The sequence below is a fragment of the Kumtagia sp. genome, assembly GCF_059502445.1.
In genome coordinates, this window is the sequence record NZ_JCACER010000027.1 from 14,576 (window position 1) to 32,825 (window position 18,250).

The 18,250-nt window shown below is 67.1% G+C and carries 17 protein-coding genes; 5 read left to right on the forward strand and 12 right to left on the reverse strand.

What is annotated here, in order from left to right; genetic code table 11:
• The first annotated feature begins 2 nt into the window (after positions 1-2).
• Positions 3-479: a MaoC/PaaZ C-terminal domain-containing protein gene (locus AC5JDC_RS11525; protein WP_495841468.1), complete on the forward strand. Its 477-nt coding sequence runs from the start codon at positions 3-5 to the stop codon at positions 477-479.
• 113 nt (positions 480-592) lie between these two features.
• On the opposite strand, the gene AC5JDC_RS11530 is transcribed toward AC5JDC_RS11525, so the two are convergent.
• The 5 genes from AC5JDC_RS11530 to AC5JDC_RS11550 form a co-directional block, all read right to left on the reverse strand.
• Positions 593-2,248 (reverse strand): class I adenylate-forming enzyme family protein, encoded by a 1,656-nt coding sequence (locus AC5JDC_RS11530; RefSeq protein ID WP_495841469.1) that lies wholly within the window; start codon positions 2,246-2,248, stop codon positions 593-595.
• A gap of 81 nt (positions 2,249-2,329) precedes the next feature.
• Positions 2,330-3,199 carry an SDR family oxidoreductase gene (locus AC5JDC_RS11535; protein ID WP_495841470.1) on the reverse strand — a complete coding sequence of 290 codons (870 nt, stop codon included), beginning with the start codon at positions 3,197-3,199 and terminating at the stop codon, positions 2,330-2,332.
• A gap of 11 nt (positions 3,200-3,210) precedes the next feature.
• A complete protein-coding gene (locus AC5JDC_RS11540) occupies positions 3,211-4,011 on the reverse strand; it encodes an SDR family NAD(P)-dependent oxidoreductase (RefSeq protein ID WP_495841471.1) in 801 nt (266 codons plus the stop codon).
• 83 nt (positions 4,012-4,094) lie between these two features.
• A complete protein-coding gene (locus AC5JDC_RS11545) occupies positions 4,095-5,453 on the reverse strand; it encodes a 2-hydroxyacyl-CoA dehydratase subunit D (protein ID WP_495841472.1) in 1,359 nt (452 codons plus the stop codon).
• Positions 5,454-5,466: 13 nt separating this feature from the next.
• Positions 5,467-6,624: a 2-hydroxyacyl-CoA dehydratase subunit D gene (locus AC5JDC_RS11550; RefSeq protein ID WP_495841473.1), complete on the reverse strand. Its 1,158-nt coding sequence runs from the start codon at positions 6,622-6,624 to the stop codon at positions 5,467-5,469.
• A 222-nt stretch (positions 6,625-6,846) separates the two neighbouring features.
• Here AC5JDC_RS11550 and AC5JDC_RS11555 point away from each other — a divergent pair, with 222 nt between their 5' ends.
• Positions 6,847-7,992, forward strand: a complete 1,146-nt coding sequence (locus AC5JDC_RS11555; RefSeq protein WP_495841474.1) for an acyl-CoA dehydrogenase family protein — start codon at positions 6,847-6,849, stop codon at positions 7,990-7,992.
• A 230-nt stretch (positions 7,993-8,222) separates the two neighbouring features.
• On the opposite strand, the gene AC5JDC_RS11560 is transcribed toward AC5JDC_RS11555, so the two are convergent.
• From AC5JDC_RS11560 to AC5JDC_RS11590, 7 genes are all read right to left on the reverse strand, one after another.
• Entirely contained in the window at positions 8,223-9,074 is an 852-nt protein-coding gene (locus AC5JDC_RS11560) for a MaoC/PaaZ C-terminal domain-containing protein (protein ID WP_495841475.1), read from the reverse strand.
• Positions 9,074-9,988 carry an SDR family NAD(P)-dependent oxidoreductase gene (locus AC5JDC_RS11565; protein WP_495841476.1) on the reverse strand — a complete coding sequence of 305 codons (915 nt, stop codon included), beginning with the start codon at positions 9,986-9,988 and terminating at the stop codon, positions 9,074-9,076. The genes AC5JDC_RS11560 and AC5JDC_RS11565 overlap by 1 nt, the downstream gene beginning before the upstream one ends.
• A gap of 73 nt (positions 9,989-10,061) precedes the next feature.
• Positions 10,062-11,237, reverse strand: a complete 1,176-nt coding sequence (locus tag AC5JDC_RS11570; RefSeq protein WP_495841477.1) for an acyl-CoA dehydrogenase family protein — start codon at positions 11,235-11,237, stop codon at positions 10,062-10,064.
• A gap of 10 nt (positions 11,238-11,247) precedes the next feature.
• Positions 11,248-12,123, reverse strand: coding sequence for an HpcH/HpaI aldolase/citrate lyase family protein (locus tag AC5JDC_RS11575; protein ID WP_495841478.1), 876 nt, complete (start codon positions 12,121-12,123; stop codon positions 11,248-11,250).
• Positions 12,120-12,572 (reverse strand): MaoC family dehydratase, encoded by a 453-nt coding sequence (locus tag AC5JDC_RS11580; protein WP_106773453.1) that lies wholly within the window; start codon positions 12,570-12,572, stop codon positions 12,120-12,122. The genes AC5JDC_RS11575 and AC5JDC_RS11580 overlap by 4 nt, the downstream gene beginning before the upstream one ends.
• A gap of 12 nt (positions 12,573-12,584) precedes the next feature.
• Positions 12,585-13,787, reverse strand: coding sequence for an acetyl-CoA acetyltransferase (locus AC5JDC_RS11585; RefSeq protein ID WP_495841479.1), 1,203 nt, complete (start codon positions 13,785-13,787; stop codon positions 12,585-12,587).
• 4 nt (positions 13,788-13,791) lie between these two features.
• Positions 13,792-15,222 (reverse strand): hypothetical protein, encoded by a 1,431-nt coding sequence (locus AC5JDC_RS11590; RefSeq protein ID WP_495841480.1) that lies wholly within the window; start codon positions 15,220-15,222, stop codon positions 13,792-13,794.
• A gap of 124 nt (positions 15,223-15,346) precedes the next feature.
• Between AC5JDC_RS11590 and AC5JDC_RS11595 the strand changes: the two genes are divergently transcribed.
• From AC5JDC_RS11595 to AC5JDC_RS11605, 3 genes are all read left to right on the forward strand, one after another.
• Positions 15,347-16,111, forward strand: a complete 765-nt coding sequence (locus AC5JDC_RS11595) for a glucose 1-dehydrogenase (protein ID WP_495841481.1) — start codon at positions 15,347-15,349, stop codon at positions 16,109-16,111.
• 78 nt (positions 16,112-16,189) lie between these two features.
• Entirely contained in the window at positions 16,190-16,984 is a 795-nt protein-coding gene (locus tag AC5JDC_RS11600; RefSeq protein ID WP_495841482.1) for an enoyl-CoA hydratase-related protein, read from the forward strand.
• On the forward strand, positions 16,984-18,186 hold the full coding sequence (locus AC5JDC_RS11605) for an acetyl-CoA hydrolase/transferase family protein (protein WP_495841483.1): 1,203 nt from the start codon (positions 16,984-16,986) through the stop codon (positions 18,184-18,186). Before AC5JDC_RS11600 ends, AC5JDC_RS11605 begins: the two co-directional genes overlap by 1 nt.
• The last annotated feature ends 64 nt before the right edge of the window (positions 18,187-18,250 follow it).

Sequence of the window (18,250 nt, forward strand, 5' to 3'; positions counted from 1 at the left end):
CGATGGGAATTGCTCCATACGCGCCCGACGCCGACGACTGGTTCGAGGACCAGGAAATCGGCGTCACCCACGTCACGCCGTCGCGCACGGTGACCGAGGCCGATATCAACCTGTTCGGCGGCATCACCGGCGATCTCGCCGAACTGCACACCAGCGACGCCTACGCGCGGACCACGGAATTCGGCGGCCGCATCGCGCATGGCATGCTGAACCTGTCGCTGATGCACGGGCTGGTCGTGCGCGCCGGCCATCAGGGCAGCACCGGGATCGCCATGCTCGGCTGGAACAACATCAAGTTCCATGCGCCGGTGAAGGTCGGCGACACCGTCCAGGCGCGCTGGACCACGATCGAGAAACGCGACAGCCGCAGCCGGCCGGATGCCGGCATCGTCGTCGACCGGATCGAGCTCCTCAATCACGACGGCCGGCTGATCGTCTCCGGCGAGGTCGCCGAACTGGTGCGCAAGCGGCCGGGCTGAGACAGGCTCCAGACTTTCCGTCTGCTGCAAGCCCCCCTCTCCGTCTCGCCCTTCGGGCTCGCCACCTCTCCCCCACTGCGTGGGGGCGAGGAACCCAGGCCGGAGAGGCGCCATCAGGCAACCTTGGAATCGCGTTCGGGGCGCGCCCAGGCGACCGGCGTCAGCCGGCCCTCCCGGCACCAGTCGAGCAAAATGTTCTTCTGGATCTTGCCGGTCGCCGTCATCGGGTACTCGCGCACGAAGATCCAGTGTTCCGGCGTCTTCTGCGGCGACAGGTTCTTGCGGCAATAGGCCCACAGCAGCTCCGGCGGCGGGGGATTGTCAAGATTCTTCGGCAGCACGACGGCGGCCACGGTCTCCCCCCAGGTGTCGTCCGGCAGGCCGATCACGGCCACCTGCGCCACGTCCTCGTGCTGGAACAGCACACCCTCGATCTCCGACGGGTAGAGGTTCATGCCGCCGCGGATGATCATCTCCTTCAGCCGGCCGGTGATGCGGAAATAGCCGTTCTCGTCCATGGTGCCGAGGTCGCCGGTGCGCAGCCAGCCGTCCTCGGTCAGCGCCGCCCTCGTCGCTTCCGGCTGCTCGTAATACTGCTTCATCGTGTTGAAGCCGCGCACCCAGTATTCGCCGACCGTGTTCACCGGTACCGTCTCGAGCGTGCCGACGTCGACGACCTTGACCTCGACATGCGGGATCGGCCGGCCGATGGTCTGCGCCTGCAGCTCGTCGCTGTCGGTGGTGAAGGTTTCCAGGAAGGGGCCGTTGGATTCCGTCTGGCCGTACATGATGGCGAACTCGACGCGGAATTCCTGCTTGGCGCGCTTTACCAGGGCCTCCGGTACGGCAGAGGCGCCGGACAGGATCGAGTTGAAGGAGCTCAGGTCGCGGGTTTTGGCGTCGGGATGGTTGAGCAGCGCCAAGATCATCGTCGGCACGATCAGCGAGCAGTTCACCCGCTCGGCTTCGATCAGCTCCAGGAACAGCCCCGGATCGAAAGTCCGCATCAGCGCGAAGGTACCCTGGCGCGAGAACACGCCGATCTCCGAGACGACCGACCCGCCGATATGGAACATCGGCATCGAGTTGAGCCAGACGCCGCCCTTCGGAAAGGCGGCGCGCTCGACGATGAAATGGGCAGCGTTGATGACGCCGCGGTGGTGCAGGCAGGCGCCCTTGGGGAAGCCGGTGGTGCCCGACGTGTACTGGATCTGCAGCACGTCGCCCGGCGTCAGGACCGGCAGCGCGCGGGCGGGATCGCCCTCTGCCTGCAGCCTGCCGAGGTCGGCGACGTTGATCGCCCGCCTGAGATGGCCGAGCTGGCCCTGCACTTCCCTGACGATCGCGGCGAGGTCCTTGCCGCGCGATTCATCGGCATGGACGACGCCGGCCGCCCTGGCGTTGCCCAGGATGAAGGCGACCTCGCGCGTCGTGTAGGCCGGATTGATCGGCACGACGACCAGACCGGCGAAGCTCATGGCGTGCTGGAAGATCACCCATTCCGGCGTCTCCGGCGCCAGGAGGCCGACCCGCTCCCCGGGCTCGAAGTGCCTGAGCAGGCCGCGGGCGCAGGCGAGCGCCTCGTCGACGAGCTGTCTGTAGGTCCAGCGCCGCCGCATTGCCGGATCGGCGGCGCCCTCGATCAGGGCGAGCCTGTCGGGCACCTCGGCGGCGTTCTTGAGCATCAGGTCGCCGAGCGTGCTTTCGATCAGCGGCCCGGTCTCGTATTTCGGGAAATAGCTTTCGGTGAATTTCGGCTGCGCGTTCATCTGCTCCTCCTTCAGATGGCTTGGGCTTCCTCCTGCCCTGGCCGTGGCGCATTGTCGGACGGCGCTACCGCCCAGCGGTTGCTACCGCCGTTTCAGGACCTCCGGCTGGGCGGCCCGGTGGAAACCGTTGAATTCCGGAATGTTCCTGGCCTCATAATCCTGCGTCCACGTCTGCCGCCCGTTCGGGGCGCCGCCGTCGACGCGCAGGCAGGTGCCGGTGATGTAGGCGGCGGCCGGCGACAGCAGGAAGACCACGGCCGCCGAGATCTCGGACTCGGTGCCGTAGCGCGGCAGCGGCACCTTGCCGGCATAGTCCAGCAGCCGCTGCGTGATCTCCGGCGGATAGGTATCGAAGCCGCTCGACGCGATGCCGCCCGGCGCGACCGAATTCACCCGCACACCGGAATGCGCCCATTCGCAGGCCGCCGTCTCGGTCAGCGTCAGCATGCCGCCGCGCGCCGCGCCGGAATGGGCGAATTCGGGCCAGCCGTTCCAGATGTCGGCGATGATGTTGACGATGGCACCGCCGTTCTCCTCCATCCAGCGCAGATAGGCTTCGCGCATGAAGATGAAGCCGCCCGTCAGGTTGTTGCGCACCACCGCCTCGAAGCCCTTGGTCGAGATGGTCTTCATCTCGGTGCGATACTGGCCGCCGGCATTGTTGACCAGACCGTGGATGGCGCCGAATTTTTCCAGCGTCCGGTCGATGACCGCGATGACCTGGGCCTCCTCGCGGATGTCACAGGTCATGGCGGTCACCTTGCCGCCGTCCTCGGTGATCTCCGCAACCACCTTGTCGAGCTTTTCCGGATTGCGGCCGACGATCACGACATTGGCGCCGAGATGCGCCAGCTCATGCGCCATGCAGCGGCCGAGCCCGGAGCCGCCGCCGGTGACGATGATGGTCTGATCCTTGAACAGATCGGGTGCGAAGACGGAGTTGTAGCCCATGGTCCTGCCCCTCACGCCGCCGAGATGCCGCCGTTCAGGCTGATCGCCTGGCCGGTGAGCTTGGCCGCCGCGGGGCCGGCAAGGAAGGTGATGAGCTCGGCCATGTCGTCGGCGTCGACCACGCCGAGCTGCGCCATGTCCTTGGCCTTGGCGAACAGTTTTCCGGAAAACTCGCCGGCCATCACGGTGTCGTGGGTCAGCGTTCCCTCGATGATCGAGGGCGCGACGCAGTTGACGCGGATACCCGAGCGCTTGGCCTCGATGGCGAGCGTGCGGGTGAACATGATGATGGCGGCCATCATGCCGCCGATGATCGATTCGCCCGGCGTCGCCAGCTTGCCGGCGTCGGAAGCGACATTGACGATCACGCCGCGCTCGCGCTCGCGCATGCCATCCATGACGATGCGCGGCAAAAGGAAATGCGACATCACCTGGGTCAGCACCATGCCCTGGATGTCGTTGACGTCGATCTTGTGGAAGAGCGTCGGATAGGGATAGGCGCTGACGGTGGTGTTGACCAGCACGTCCACCCCGCCCATCGCCTCCTCGGCCCTGCGCCCAAGGGCGACGGCCTGCTCGGTGACGCAGCTGTCGGCGGCGACGAAATGCACCCGGCAGCCCGGATGCCGCTCCAGGATCGCCGCCCGCGCCTTCTCGCCTCGCTCGGCATTGCGGCCGTTGATGGTGACGTGCGGCACGCCGAGCGAGGCGAATTTCATCGCCGTCGCCAGGCCGACGCCGGCCGTACCGCCGGCGATCAGCACGCGCGCCTCCGAATACTGGACGGGTATGCGCTTCGGCGAACTCGACATCAGGCGGCTCCTCCTCGCTTCTTGCGCCCGATCCTAGTAATATTTTGTATAGTACGCAAGCTTATTATATCAGATTGCCGCCGTCAGGCGGCCCGCCGCCTCGCGTCCATGGCCTCGACCATCGCCTCGAGGCGCACATTGAGCAGCTCGTCCTTGTAGAAACTCTCGTCGGCGACGTCGCCTTCGAAGAACATCGCCTGCCGGCCGTATTTCTTGGCCGAATCGGCGATCAGGAACTGCGCGTTGGTCATGCCGCGGCAGGTGCGCGAGGCGTGGCAGACGACGCCGTCCAGCTCGAACCGGTCGCACAGCTTCTCGATCTCGCCGATCATGATCGGCGCGCCGTGGTTGTTGGGGCAGACGAGATAGTTCTGCGCCATGCCCAGCACCGGGTCGTCGAGGTCGATCAGCTGCGGCTCCTGCCAGAACGACATGTGCGTGTAGCGCCCCGCCACCACGCAGGCGTTGACCTGCGCGAACTTGTCGGCCAGCCAGCCGACCTTGTTCCAGTTCATCATGCCATCGAAGAAGAGCCGGTATTTCTCGTCCTTCACCGCGCCTTCGCCGCTGGCGACGCGCTGCTCGATCTCGTCCTTCACGCCCTGGAAATAGTCGACGATGTTCTGGTCGCCGGGCAGAAAACTCATCGGCGCGATCGAGACGATCCAGTCGAAGAAGCTCGCCGGCGACGGCCGCGCGGTGCACAGCGCCATGCCTTCCAGCCTGAGCTCCGCCGCCTTCTTGATATAGCTCATCGTCTCGGAGAGGCGGTCGAAGTTGAACTTGCGCCCGGTATTGGCCTCAAGGAACTTCGTCAGCTCGACGAGCTGGTCGGCGACGTAGCGCGAGCGCTGCTGCCATTCCTCGCCGCGCAGATAGCCGGCGTCCTGGCGGCCGCCCCACAAGAGCGGGATCTGGATGGTGAACATCGGCACCTTCTTGCCGAAGACGCGATAGGTGATGTCGTCCCATTGCTGGCCGGAGGAGCAATAGGGATAGGCGTTGACGATCATGTCGGGCGGCGGCAGCTTCATCATCGCCTCGATGCGCGGATCGTCGAGGCTGGCCCCGCCCTCGCCCGACTTCGCCTTGTCCATCTCGATCAGCATCTGGCCGATATGGGTGCGGGCGTAGGAGCAGAGCTCCCGGTCGTAGCCGCGCTGCTCGCCGCGCGCCTGCGCGCCGATCTCGCGGTGCCGGGCGGCCAGCATCGCCGACCACGCCTCGCCATGCACCCATACCAGGTCGTGCGCGTGGAAGAAGGGCGGGATGTAGGTGCCGTTGTACCAGACGACCTTCTTGCCCTGTTCCTTGGCGGCGAAGACGCCGCTCCAGTAGTCGTTCACCAGCTTGCTGCCGAAGCGCGTGCTCTTCAGCTTGTTCGCCCTTTCGCCATTGCCGAAAGCGGGCTTGGAAGCGGGCATTGCGACGACGTTTTCCATGACAGTCCTCCTCTCAGGCCGCCTTGCTGGTGGCGCGGCGCTTGGCGATTTCCACAAAAGTCTCGACGCGGGTCTTCAGCGCTTCGACCGGCATTTCCTCGTGCTCGGTCTCGATGAGCAGGTGCGGAATGCCGCGTTCCTCGAAGGCTTCCTTGATCTCGGGATAGAAATACATGTGCGGCTCGCAGAACTTGACCATCAGCACCACCAGGCCCTGGGCTCCGGAGCGCTCGACCTCGGCGAGCAGATAGTCCTCCCAGTCGACGCCCTTGGTCGTGCGCGTCGGGCAGGGCAGCCTGCGGTTCTTCTCGACATACCAATGGGCCATGGCGTCCACAGGCGGCATGGACTCGTCCATGTCGGCGTGGATGAAGCGCCAGCCGACGAAGAGATCGTCGTTGACCACGCGCGCGCCGCTCTCCTCGATCATGTCGATCAGCGCCGGCTTCGGCGCGTGGCACAGGTGCCCCGACAGGTAGACCGGCACGCCTCCCGCCGCCGGGCCCCTGCGCGGAATGGCCGCCAGCAGCTCGTCCATCAGCGCGACGTGCTCCTTTTTGTCCATCGCCATGGACGACTTCACCACGGCCTGCATGTCGCGTCCGGAGATCGCCACCAGCCCCTTGCGCCGCATGTCATAGAGCCGGCGCATCTGCGCGCGGTTGCGGTTGAACAAGGCGATCGAGGCGGTGACCGCCTGCGGCGCGATCTCGGCGCCGGTCAATGCCTCCAGTTCCTTCCACAGCTGGGTGAAGGTGCCGGTGGTCTCGCGCAGCGCCCAGCCGGCATCGAGCGTGGTGCAGAGCTGGTTGAACAGGATCGGCAGGTCCGGGCGCTCCGCCCGGATGGTGTCGGCGGTGCCGAGGAGCTGCACGCAATGATCGCCGAACATGATGGCGTCCAGCCCGTCGAAGCGCCCGCGCATCGTCTGGTCGACAATCGAGCGGTTGAAGCCGCAATAGAAGTTGAAGACATTGGATTGCCCGATCGTGATCGGCTCCTCGTCGTCCTGCAGGATCACCGGCAGGCAGCCCGCGGCATGGGCAAGCTCGCCCGGAAAATGCATCGGCAGCAGGCCGATCACCTGCCTGCCGGTCCGCGCCTTCCATTGGGCGGCGTAGTCCATCGGCGCCTGCGCCGCCTGATTCATCTGGGTGAGGACGTGCTCCAAGGGGGTCGCTCCACGCTGCCAACCGGAACTATGTTATCTAGCGTACTAAGTTATAATCACGTCGTCAAGGATCAGGCTTCCTCCAGCGTTTTATTGCCATTCAATGCGAAATAGGTGCCCGTCGACAATCATCAAGTAAGCAGGACTCACGTTTTGCCGGATTGCGCCGCGCCTTTTGATTCGCTAGCATTTCGTACGTTTGCATATCTTCTGGGGAGAGTGATGGATTTCGCCTTGACGGACGAGCAGCGGATCCTGCAGCGGTCGCTCGCCGCCTTCGCCAGGGCCGAGCTTGCGCCCCACTACACGCGCTGGGACCGCAACCGCGAATTCCCGGCAAAGCTCTGGCCGCGACTCGGCCAGATGGGCGTCTTCGGCCTGCGCGTGCCGGAGGAACTCGGCGGCAACGGCCTCTCCTATCTTGAGGCCGGACTGGCGATCGAGCAGATCGCCAAGGGCGACTTCAACGTCTGCTACGGCATCCTCAACGCCTGTTTCGCCGGCGACATAATCGGCCGCTTCGCCTCGTCAAAAATCCGCGAGGCCTGGCTGGCGCCGCTGGCGGCGGGCCAAAAGATCCTCAGCGTCTGCCTGACCGAGCCGCATTGCGGCTCCGACGCCGCGGCGATCCGCACCCGCGCCGTATGCGACGGCGACCATTTCGTCGTCAACGGCGAGAAATCGGCGATCACCCTGCTGATGGCAGCCGACGCGGCGATCCTGTTCGCCAGGACCGCGCCGGAGAAGAAGGCGGCGGGCGTCTCCGCCTTCCTGCTGCCGCTCGATTCACCGGGATTGTCGAAGAGCCGCTACGAAGACATGGGCGGCAGGGGCATCGTGCGCGGCTCGCTGTTCCTCGACGACGTGCGCATCCCGGCCGCCAACATGATCGGGCCGGAGAATGCCGGCTTCACCCAGGTGATGCAGACCTTCGACTACACCCGCGCCCTCATCGGCCTGATGTGCCTCGGCGCTGCCGAGCAGACGCTGGAGGAGACGGTCGACTACGTGAAGGGCCGACAGGCCTTCGGCCAACCTATCTCGAAGAACCAGGGCGTGTCGTTCCCGCTGGCCGAGGCGAAGGCGAAACTCGAGATGCTGCGCTGGCTCTGCTACCGCACCCTGTGGCTGCGCGACCAGGGCTTGCCGCACACCGCCGAGGCGGCGATGTGCAAGGCTGAGGGCCCGGCACTCTGCGCCGACGTCATCCGAGACTGCCTCGTGCTGCACGGCCACTACGGCTACACCCAGGATTTCCCGGTCGAGCAGCGCTACCGCGACGTGCTCGGCCAGATCATCGCCGACGGCACGCCACAGATCATGAAGATGATCATCGCGCGTCACATGCTGGGCAGGGATTTCGCATAGCGGGTCGCTGTCGATTTCGTCCCGTCGTCGGCTAGGACCCCCACCCCTAACCCCTCCCCTCAAGGGGGAGGGGGACTGGTTGGCATCACCGCAAGGCGTCAATCCTCGACGGTTTCGCGCGGCATGGCGGCCGCAAAGTTCCCCTCCCCCTTGAGGGGTGGGGGTAGACCCACATGCGATACCCTGCCGGGAGGGGAGTGTAACCGGCCGCCCTACCGGCACGCCGCGCCTCAACCGATCTCGGCCACGCCCTGGTCCATCGCCGTGCGATCGCCGACCTTCGCCTCGAACAGCACACGTCCCTCCTCCTGCCAGCAGGCGAAGTCGAGCCGGTCGCCGGGCATCACCACGCCGGAAAACCGCAGGTCGAGCGCCTTCAGGCGGGCCGGATCGCCGCCGCAGAAGGCGCGCAGCACCACAGCGCAGGCGGTGCCGTAGGAGGCGAGCCCATGCAGGATCGGTCGGTCGTAGCCGGCCTTGCGCGCCACCTCATAGTCGGCATGCAGCGGGTTGGTGTCGCCCGACAGCCGGTAGACCAGCGCGGCGCGCGCCGATGTCGCGACGCTCTCGGCATGGTCCGGCATCCGCGCCGGCATTTTCGGCCGCTCCACCTTCGGCAGCGGAACTCCGCCGAAGCCGCCATTGCCGCGCAAGGCGACCGTCTGGTCGATGGTGCAGTAGAGCGTGCCGTCGGCCGCGTCCGTCACAGCCCGCCTGAGCACGCAGACCGCGCCCTTGTCGGCGCCCCGGTCGTAAAGCTCGGTGATCGCGGCGCGGCTCACCACCTCGGCTTGCGGCGGCAGTGGCCGCTGGAAGCGCGCCGCATGCGCCATGTGCAGCACTTTTACCCAGCCGATCTCCAGCGCCGGGTTCTTCGGCCACATGCCGGGCGTGGCGAGCGTGACTGCGAAGGACGGCAGCACCCGCAGCCGATCCTCGAGCAGGAAGTCGAGATCGTCGCTCTCGCCCGGCGCGATCGGCAGGCCGACGCCCAGCGCGTAGAGGATGGCGTCGCGGGCCGTGTAGGACTGCCGCTGCTCGCCGAAATCCCAGTTGCGTAGACGATCCGGATCGAACGCCATCACACCGGATCCCAGGTGAACACCTCGCCGGAGCGGTGCAGCGGGTAGAAGTCGTTGCGGAACTGCGGGATGACGCGCTCGATGATCGCCTCCGGCGTCCAGCCGTCGGCGGTGTGGGCGGTGCGGATCGGCCGCGGCTGCGAGAACAGGTAGATCTCGTTGTTGCGCGAGCCGAATATCTGGCCGGTGACGCCGGCGGCGGCATCCGAGCACAGCGCGACGCACAGCGCCGCGACCTTTTCGGGCACGAGCTTCTTCAGCCCCTCGACGCGCTTCTGCTGCTCCGGCGTGTCGGTCGGGATCGACGACACCATGCGCGTCCAGGCGAAGGGGGCGACGGCGTTGGAACGCACGTTGAAGCGCTGCATGTCGAGCGCGATCGACTTCGACAGGGCTACGATACCGAGCTTGGCGGCGGCATAGTTGGCCTGGCCGAAATTGCCGACCAGGCCGGAGGTGGAGCTCATATGCACATACGCGCCGCCGCCCTGCTCCTTGAAGTAGGGTGCCGCCGCCCGCGACACGTTGAAGGTGCCCTTCAGGTGGACGCCGACCACCGCGTCGAAATCTTCCTCCGTCATCTTGTGGAACAGCACGTCGCGCAGATTGCCGGCATTGTTGACGACCGCATCGATGCGGCCGAAGGCGTCGATGGCGGCGCGCACCATGGCCTGGGCATCGTCCCATCTCGCCACGGAGCCGTAATTGGCGATCGCGCGCCCGCCGATCGCGGCGATCTCCGCGACCACTTCCTCGGCCGGCTGGGCGTCGCCGCCGCCCTCGCCGCTCAGCGAGACGCCGAGGTCGTTGACCACCACGGCCGCGCCGGCGCGCGCCATCTCCAGCGCCACAGCCCTGCCAACGCCGCGCGCGGCGCCCGTCACCAGCGCCACCTTGCCGTCCATAACGCCCATGCGTGTCTCCGTTCGTTCATGCCCGCCTGGTCCAGCCGGCGCGGAGCGTCCCTCCGTCGTCCGGCCGCGCGGTTCAATAGCTCTTCGGCAGGTCCAGCACCTTCTCGGCGATAAAGCTCTGGATGAGCTGCTCGGTGACCGGCGCGATGCGCGTCACCGTGACTTCGCGCAGCAGCCGCTCGACATGGTATTCCTTGGCGTAGCCGAAGCCGCCATGCGTCAGCACCGCCTGCAGGCAGGCCTCGTAGCCGGCGCGCGCCCCAAGGAACTTGCCGGCATTGGCCTCCGCCCCGCAGGGTTTTCCGGCGTCGTAGAGCTCGGCCGCCTTGAGCAGCATCAGCCAGGCCGATTCCAGGTACATCCACTTCTCCGCCAGCGGATGCTGGATGCCCTGGTTCATGCCGATCGGCCGGTCGAAGACGATGCGCTCTTTCGCGTATCTGGCGGCACGTGCGAGCGCGTCGCGGCCGATCGCCACCGCTTCCGTGCCGACGAGGACGCGTTCGGGGTTGAGCGAATGGAGGATGTAGGAAAAGCCCTTGCCCTCCTCGCCGATGCGATGCTCGTCGGGGATGAACAGGTCCTCGATGAAGATGGCGTTCGAATCCACCGCCTTGCGGCCCATCTTGGGGATGCGCTGCACCTCGATCTTCGAGCGGTCGAGATCGGTATAGAAGATGGTGATGCCGTCGGTCGGGCGCTTGCAGTCCTCGTAGCGGGTGGTGCGCGTCAAGAGCATGATCTTCGACGCCACCTGCGCGGTGGAGGTCCACACCTTCTGGCCGTTGACCCGGTAGCCGCCCGGCACCTTCTCGGCGAAGGTTTTTATGCGCGTCGTGTTGAGGCCCGCGTCCGGCTCGGTGACGCCGAAGGCGACCTTGTCCTCGCCGGCGACCAGCCGCGGGATCCACTGCGATTTCTGCTCATGCGTGCCGAACACGACGATCGGATGCGGCCCGAACAGGTTGATGTGAACCGAGGAGGCCGCCGCCATGCCGCCGCCGTGGCCGGCGACCTCGTGCATCATGATCGCAGCCTCGGTGACGCCGAGGCCGGAGCCGCCATGCTCCTCCGGCATGGTGATGCCGAGCCAGCCGGCGTCGGCCATGGCGCGGTGGAACTCGTCGGGAAAGCGCCCGTCCTCGTCGCGCTCCAGCCAGTAATCCGCGTCGAACTGGCGGACCACGCCGCGCACGCCGTCGCGGATGGAGTTGATCAGGTCTTCGCGCTCTTCTGCCGGCCTGGACACGTTAACCTCCCTACCCTTCCCCCGCGGAGGCAAGCACGCGCCGCGCCTGCTTCAGATGGGGAATGTCGACCATCTTTCCGTCGATCCCGATCGTGCCGAGACCCGGATTCTCCGCGAAGGCGGCGACGATCCGGCGGGCCAAGACCAGGTCGGCCTCGCTCGGCACGAACGCCCGCTTGATGACGGCGACCTGATCGGGGTGGATCGCCAGCCGGCCGGAAAAGCCGTCGCGGCGCGATACCCGGCAGGCGGCTTCCAGCCCTTCCGGATCGCGGAAATCGGTATGAAGCGTATCGATCGCCGGCACCTCGGCATTGGCTGCGGCGAACAGGCAGAGCGAGCGGGCGAGCTGATAGGGCCGCGTCCACTCGCCGTCCGCTTCCTTGTTCGCGGTGGCGCCGACGACGGCGGCCAGATCCTCGGCGCCCCAGGTCAGTGCCGCCAGCCGCGGATGAGCCGGCGCGTAGGAGCCGAGGTTGAACATCGCCGCCGCGGTCTCCGTCGCCACCACGATGATCCCGACGCTGCCCCGCGGCATGCCGGCCGCGTCCTCGAGCGGATCGATCATTTCCGAGACCCGGGCGAGGTCGTGGCCGCCATTGGCCTTGGGCAGGACGATGCCGACGAGGCCGGGGCGGACGACCGCGGCGAGGTCCTGCGCGGTCAGGCCGCTGTCCAGCGGATTGACGCGAACCCAGAACGACCAGTCGCGCGGGCCGTTCGCGGCGTCGATCCAGCCCGACAGCATGTCCCGCGCCGCTGCCTTGCCGACCGGGGCAACGGAATCCTCGAGGTCGAGGATCAGTCCATCGGCGCCGACGGCCTTCGCCTTCTCGAATTTCTTGTCCGAGTCGGCGGGAACGAAGAGAAGCGCGGTCAGCCTCATGCCGGCGCCTTCATCATCAGGGCGAGCCGCCTGCATTCGCACACCACCTCGCCGCGCTGGTTGAAGCCGCGGTGGACGAAGGTGACGATGCCCTGCGTCGGCCGCGACTTGCTCTCGCGCCTGGCCAGCACCTCGGTCTCGGCGCGGATGGTGTCGCCGTGGAAGACCGGCTTCGGGAACTTGACGTCCTCGAAGCCGAGATTGCCGACGGTGGTGCCGAGCGTCGTGTCGCCCACGCTCAGCCCCACCACCAGCCCCAGCGTGAACACCGAGTTGACCAGCGGCTTGCCGAATTCCGTCTTCGACGAATAGTCGTGATCCAGATGGATCGCCGCCGGGTTCATCGTCATCGTCGTGTAGAGCACGTTGTCGGTTTCGGTCACGGTGCGGCGGGTGGCGTGCTCGATCACCTCGCCTTCGGAAAATCCCTCGAACCAGCGTCCCGCCATGATCTTTCCTCCTCAGAGCCGCCCGAAGATCGAAACCGAGGAGACCGAGTTGGACGGCTGCCCCCCGAGATTGTGGGTCAGGCCGAAATCGATCTGGCGGAGCTGCCGCTGGCCGGCGCGGCCGAGAAGCTGCGCGTGCACCTCGTAGGCCATGCGCAGGCCCGAGGCGCCGACGGGATGGCCGAAGCATTTCAGCCCGCCGTCCACTTGCGCGGGGATGGCACCGTCGCGGTCGTAGCGTCCGTCGAGGATGTCGAAGGTGGCACGGCCCTCGGCGGAGAGGCCGAGATCCTCCATGGTCACCAACTCGGTTATGGAGAAGCAGTCATGCACCTCCGTCATGCCGATTTCGCCCTTCGGATCCCTGATGCCTGCCTCCAGGTAGGCGCGGCCGGCGGCCACCCTCGTGTTGCGCACCGAGGCGCCGTCCCATTCCCCGTACTGGCTCTCCCAGCCGTTCGAGGTGCAGACCTGAAGGGCCTTCACGGCGACGAGATCGGCGGGAGACTTGCCGAGGCTTCTGGCGATCTCCGGCGTGGTGACGATGGCGCAGGCGGCGCCGTCGGAGACACCGCAGCAGTCGTAGAGACCGAGCGGGTCGGAGATCATCGGCGCATTGAGGATGGCGTCCATCTCGACCGGCTTGCGCAGATGCGCCTTGGGCGAGAGCGTGCCGTTCTGGTGGCTCTTCCAGCTCACATGCGCCATGCCGCGCTTGAGATCGGCGGGCGCAATGCCGTGCTTGGCGCGATAAGCGCCGGCGAGCTGCGCGAAGGTACCGGGCGACGATCCGTAAGGCATCCACAGGTCGTTGACCGAGCCCTTCGTGCGGATCGGCAGGCCGCCGAAGCCAGTGTCCTTCAGCTTCTCGACGCCGAGGGCCATGGCGATGTCGACCGCGCCGGCGGCGACCGCGTAGACGGCGCCGCGCAGCGCCTCCGTGCCGGTGGCGCACATATTCTCGACCCGCGTCACCGGGATGTTCTGCAGCCGCAGCGCCGTCGCGAGCGGGATCGCCGAGTTGCCGACATTGAAATCGTCCAGCGCCGAGCCGAACCACGCCGCTTCGATCCGGCCCTTGTCGATTCCGGCATCCGTCAGCGCCTCGGCGAAGGCTTCCGCCATCAGCATGTCCGACGACATGTCCCAGCGCTCGCCGAACGCGGTGCAGCCCATGCCGAGGATGACGACCTTGTCCTTGATGCCGCTTGCCATTGCCTCAACCCTCCGCCGGCAGATCCGGGCGTTCGGCCGGCGCCGCCTTCCAGAAATAGCTGCGGAAATGCCGCTGCCGGTCGATCGACTTGATCCGGAAGCGCATCCGCACAGGGTCGCCGACTTCGGGGCTGCTACCTTCGATGTCGCAATGCTCCATCGCCACGCGCGCGCCGTTGTCAAACTGCACCAGGCCGAAATGGAAGGGCGGGTCGGGCGTGAAGTTCAGCCTGTCGGCGGTGATCGACACCACCTTGGCCGGCACGTCCGCCAGCGGAACGTCCTGATATGTCTCCGCACTTTCGGCATCCGGCCGGACCGGTATCGGCGTCTTGGGGAACTGCACGTTGCCGCCCTGGTCCCGGCCGCCGACGAAGCCATGCATGTCGCGGCCATGCCGAAGCAGCGTCGAGGCCGAGACCTTCTGGTTCACCTCCGAGCGCGGCCCCCAGTCGAGCGGCAGCCTGCCTGTGAGATTGAGCAGGCGGGTGTAGGACGTGAGGACGACGCCCTGCCGCAGCGCCGCTGCCGCCGTGCCGGTGCCGGGGCCGGTTACCTCGAACACGAGTGCGTCGGCGCCGTTGCCGAAACCGGCGACAAGCAGCTTCGCCCCGGGCTCGGCGCGGTCCAGCGCCAGCGCCAGACCGAAGAGCGGCATCGCCGCGCCGAGCTCGCCGGCCTGCTGGGATATCTCGGCGCACAGGTTCGGCGCCTTCAGCCCGCAGGCCTTCGCCAGCCCGGCGTAGACGCCGTCGACCGGCTCCGGCACCACGGCGACGGCGATGTCGGCAGCCGCCACGCCGGCCTTTTCCAGCGCCGCCTTCACCGCCGGCAGGTAGACCTCGCCCGCCGCCTTGTCGCGCACGAAGCGATCCTCCGCCGCATAGGGAAGCCCGCCGTCGGCGGAGGTGAAGACGTCGAGCAGGTCGGCATTGATCGTCGCGGCACCGAGCAGGCGGGCGATACCCTTCCCGGGACCCACCAGCGCGGCGGCGGCCCCATCCCCCCAATTCAGGTGCTGGGCGCTGCCCGGCTGCGCGGCGCGTTTCTCGCCGGCCGCGACCAGCTCGGTCGCGCCGCCCCGCAGCGCCTTGATGAGCGCGGTCGTGGCGGCGCGGCGGGAATTGGCGGTATCCTGGGCGACGACGGCCCGCTCCAGCCGGAGCGCTTCGGCCATGATCCCGGCCATCGAGCGGTCGGTGAAGGGAGACGATGTCGAGGCGAAGACCACCGATTCCGGCAGGCCGGCGGCCACCACGCCGCGCGCCGCCTCGGCGGCCATGGTGAGCGCGTCCTCGTCCCAGCCGGCAACCGCGCGCCGGCCGCGTCCCGATCCGCCCAGGCCCGACCAGCGCAGTTCGGCGCGCGCCACCTTGCGGTCGAAGCGCAGGAGCGGAAGATATCCAGCCACCGATTTCAGGCTTGCCTCTGCCACTTGCGTCTCCGTTGCCGTCGGTGGCAGAAATATCTTGCAAGCTTACCGTAAGCAAGCATATTATTTTTGGCGAAGAGGTCAAGGGGCGAAGACGCTCCCACCCATCCGACGAAGGGAAAGCAAAGTGCTTGATCTGAAAGGAAAAGTCGCGATCGTGACCGGCGGCGGCCAGGGAATCGGCAAGGCGATCACCCTGCGGCTGGCTGCCGAGGGCTGCAAGGTCGCCGTGTTCGACCTGAAGCCGGAGGCGGCCGAGGCAACCGCCGAGGAGGCGCGCGCCAAGGGCGGAGAGGTCACGGTCTACGGCGTAGACGTCGCCCAGCAGGAGGCCGTCAACAAGGCTGTCGAGCGGGCCGAGGCCGATCTCGGGCCGACCTGGCTGCTGGTCAACAATGCCGGCTGGGACAAGCCGGCGCCGTTCCTGCAGACCGACAAGCCGCTCTGGGACAAGATCATCGCGATCAATCTCAGCGGCCCGCTCCACATGCACAAGGCGGTGCTTCCGGGCATGGTGGCGCGCGGCGGCGGCCGCGTCGTCAACATCGCCTCCGACGCGGCGCGCGTCGGCACCTCCACCGAGGCCGTCTATTCCGCGTGCAAGGGCGGCATGATCTCCTTCACCAAATCGATCGCCCGCGAGCTCGCCCGCAACAACGTGCTGCTCAACTGCGTCTGTCCCGGCCCCACCAATACGCCGATGATGCAGTCGGTGCTCGGCACCGGCGAGCAGGCGGAGAAGTGGAAGGACGCCATGGTGCGCGGCATCCCGTTGAAGCGCATGGGCGAACCGGAGGACTATGCCGGCATCGTCGCCTTCCTCGCCTCATCGGACGCCGGCTACATCACCGGCCAGGCCATCTCGGTCTCGGGCGGCATGAACATGGTGTGACAACGGCGCAAACCATGCCGAAAACACGTCGAAACAAACCGAAAAAGGGCTGTTGCCCGCTGAAAAGGAGGCAGGCCGGTGACCAAAACACATGAATTTTCGGACATCTTGTACGAGATCAAGGGCCGCGCCGCCTGGATCACCATCAACCGGCCGAAGGTCTACAACGCCTTCCGCGGCCAGACGCTCGAGGAGCTGATCCAGGCCTTTCAGCTCGCCGGCAACGACAAGGGGGTGTCGTCGATCGTTCTCACCGGCTCCGGCGAGAAGGCGTTCTGCACCGGCGGCGACCAGTCGGCGCATGAGGGCAATTATGACGGGCGCGGCGTCGTCGGCCTGCCGATCGACGAGTTGCAGGGCCTGATCCGCGACGTGCCTAAGCCGGTGATCGCCCGCGTCAACGGCTTTGCCATCGGCGGCGGCCATGTGCTGGTCACGCTGTGCGACCTGGCGATCGCCGCCGATACCGCGAAGTTCGGCCAGGTCGGACCGAAGGTCGGCTCCTTCGACGCCGGCTGGGGCACGGCGCTGCTCGCCCGCATCGTCGGCGAGAAGAAGGCGCGCGAGATCTGGTTCCTCAACGAGACCTATACGGCGCAGGAAGCCGCCGACATGGGGCTGATCAACAAGGCCGTGCCGCTCGCCGAGCTCGACGCCGCCGTCACCCGATGGACGGACACGCTGGCCGAGCGCTCGCCGACGGCGCTCGCCTTCCTCAAGCGCTCGTTCAACGCCGACAGCGACCAGATCCGCGGCATCAGCAACCTCGCCCTGCACGCGGTGAAGCTCTACTACGCCACCGAGGAGTCCAAGGAAGGCGTCAACGCCTTCAACGAGAAGCGCAAGCCCGACTTCCACAAATTCGTCGACTGATGCCCGCCGCGATCGCGCCAATGGAGATCGGCCGGCACCTGCCCGAGCGCGGGCTGTGCTGGACCAGCGCCTGCTCGGCCGAATCGCAGGTTTTCAGGGAGGGACTGTCCGGCCTCAACCGGCCAGACCTGACCTTCACCGGCATTTTCGTGCCCGGCCTCAACCGGCCGTCCTACCTGCTGGAGACGGGCGCGGCGGTCACCACCTTCTTCATGCTGCCGGAATTTTCCGGCAGCGGACGGGTGGAGTTCTTGCCGCTCTGCTATCGCGATATCCGCCTCTGGCTCGCCGAAAACCCGCCGCAGGCGGCGCTCGTGATGTGCGCCCCGCCCGACGCGGACGGCCGCTGCAGCCTCGGGCCGGTCACCGACTTCCTCGCCGACATCTGGGAGCGCATCCCCACCCTGATCGCCCATGTGAACCGGGAGATGCCGGCGACGCTGGGCACGCCAGGCATCCCGTTCGAGCGGTTCGACGCGGTCGTCGACGCGCCGCAGGCCCTTCCTGAATTCGACCCCGGCGTCGACGACACGGCACTGCGGATCGCCCGGCATGCGGCGACCGTGATCCCCGACGGCGTGACGCTGCAGGCCGGCATCGGCCGCGTACCCGAGGCGGTGCTGCGCGCGCTGACGGGCAAGCGCGGCCTCGCCATCCATTCCGGCCTGATCGGCGATTCCGCCCTGCACCTGCTGCGCGCCGGCGCGCTCAGGGCACGGAACCCGATTACGGCCGGCGTCGCCATCGGCACCAAAGCGCTCTACGACGCGGTGTCCGGCCCGGAATTCTCCTTCCGGCCGCCGTCCTTCACGCACGATATCGCCACGCTGGCCGGGATCGAACGCTTCGTCGCGATCAATTCGGCGATCGAGGTCGACCTCGAAGGCCAGGCCCATGCCGAGGCCACGCCCGGCGGCTTCGTCTCCGGCCCGGGCGGCGCCTCCGATTTCGCCGCGGGCGCCCGCCGCCTCGACGGGCTGCGCATCGTGGTGCTGCCCTCCACCGCCGCCAAGGGAAAAATCTCGCGCATCGTGCATGCCCGCGATGCCACCGGGCCGGTCTCGCTCGGCCGCTTCGACATCGACCTGGTGATCACCGAGCACGGCATCGCCGATCTCAGGGGCAAGTCGCACGCGGCGCGCCGCACCGCGCTGATCGGCATAGCCGATCCCGCGCATCGCGACGGCCTGGCCGCCTCTTGAGCTAATGTCATCTTGCAAACTGTACGATTGCTTACGGAATGATTGGCTGATAAAAGTACGGTAG

Bases quoted from the DNA above. Each gene is read 5' to 3' on its own strand.
- AC5JDC_RS11545 (WP_495841472.1), bottom strand. From the start codon at position 5,453: ATGGAAAACGTCGTCGCAATGCCCGCTTCCAAGCCCGCTTTCGGCAAT.
- AC5JDC_RS11525 (WP_495841468.1), top strand. From the start codon at position 3: ATGGGAATTGCTCCATACGCGCCCGACGCCGACGACTGGTTCGAGGAC.
- AC5JDC_RS11535 (WP_495841470.1), bottom strand. From the start codon at position 3,199: ATGGGCTACAACTCCGTCTTCGCACCCGATCTGTTCAAGGATCAGACC.
- AC5JDC_RS11555 (WP_495841474.1), top strand. From the start codon at position 6,847: ATGGATTTCGCCTTGACGGACGAGCAGCGGATCCTGCAGCGGTCGCTC.
- AC5JDC_RS11565 (WP_495841476.1), bottom strand. From the start codon at position 9,988: ATGGGCGTTATGGACGGCAAGGTGGCGCTGGTGACGGGCGCCGCGCGC.
- AC5JDC_RS11530 (WP_495841469.1), bottom strand. From the start codon at position 2,248: ATGAACGCGCAGCCGAAATTCACCGAAAGCTATTTCCCGAAATACGAG.
- AC5JDC_RS11540 (WP_495841471.1), bottom strand. From the start codon at position 4,011: ATGTCGAGTTCGCCGAAGCGCATACCCGTCCAGTATTCGGAGGCGCGC.
- AC5JDC_RS11560 (WP_495841475.1), bottom strand. From the start codon at position 9,074: ATGGCGTTCGATCCGGATCGTCTACGCAACTGGGATTTCGGCGAGCAG.
- AC5JDC_RS11585 (WP_495841479.1), bottom strand. From the start codon at position 13,787: ATGGCAAGCGGCATCAAGGACAAGGTCGTCATCCTCGGCATGGGCTGC.
- AC5JDC_RS11580 (WP_106773453.1), bottom strand. From the start codon at position 12,572: ATGGCGGGACGCTGGTTCGAGGGATTTTCCGAAGGCGAGGTGATCGAG.
- AC5JDC_RS11575 (WP_495841478.1), bottom strand. From the start codon at position 12,123: ATGAGGCTGACCGCGCTTCTCTTCGTTCCCGCCGACTCGGACAAGAAA.
- AC5JDC_RS11605 (WP_495841483.1), top strand. From the start codon at position 16,984: ATGCCCGCCGCGATCGCGCCAATGGAGATCGGCCGGCACCTGCCCGAG.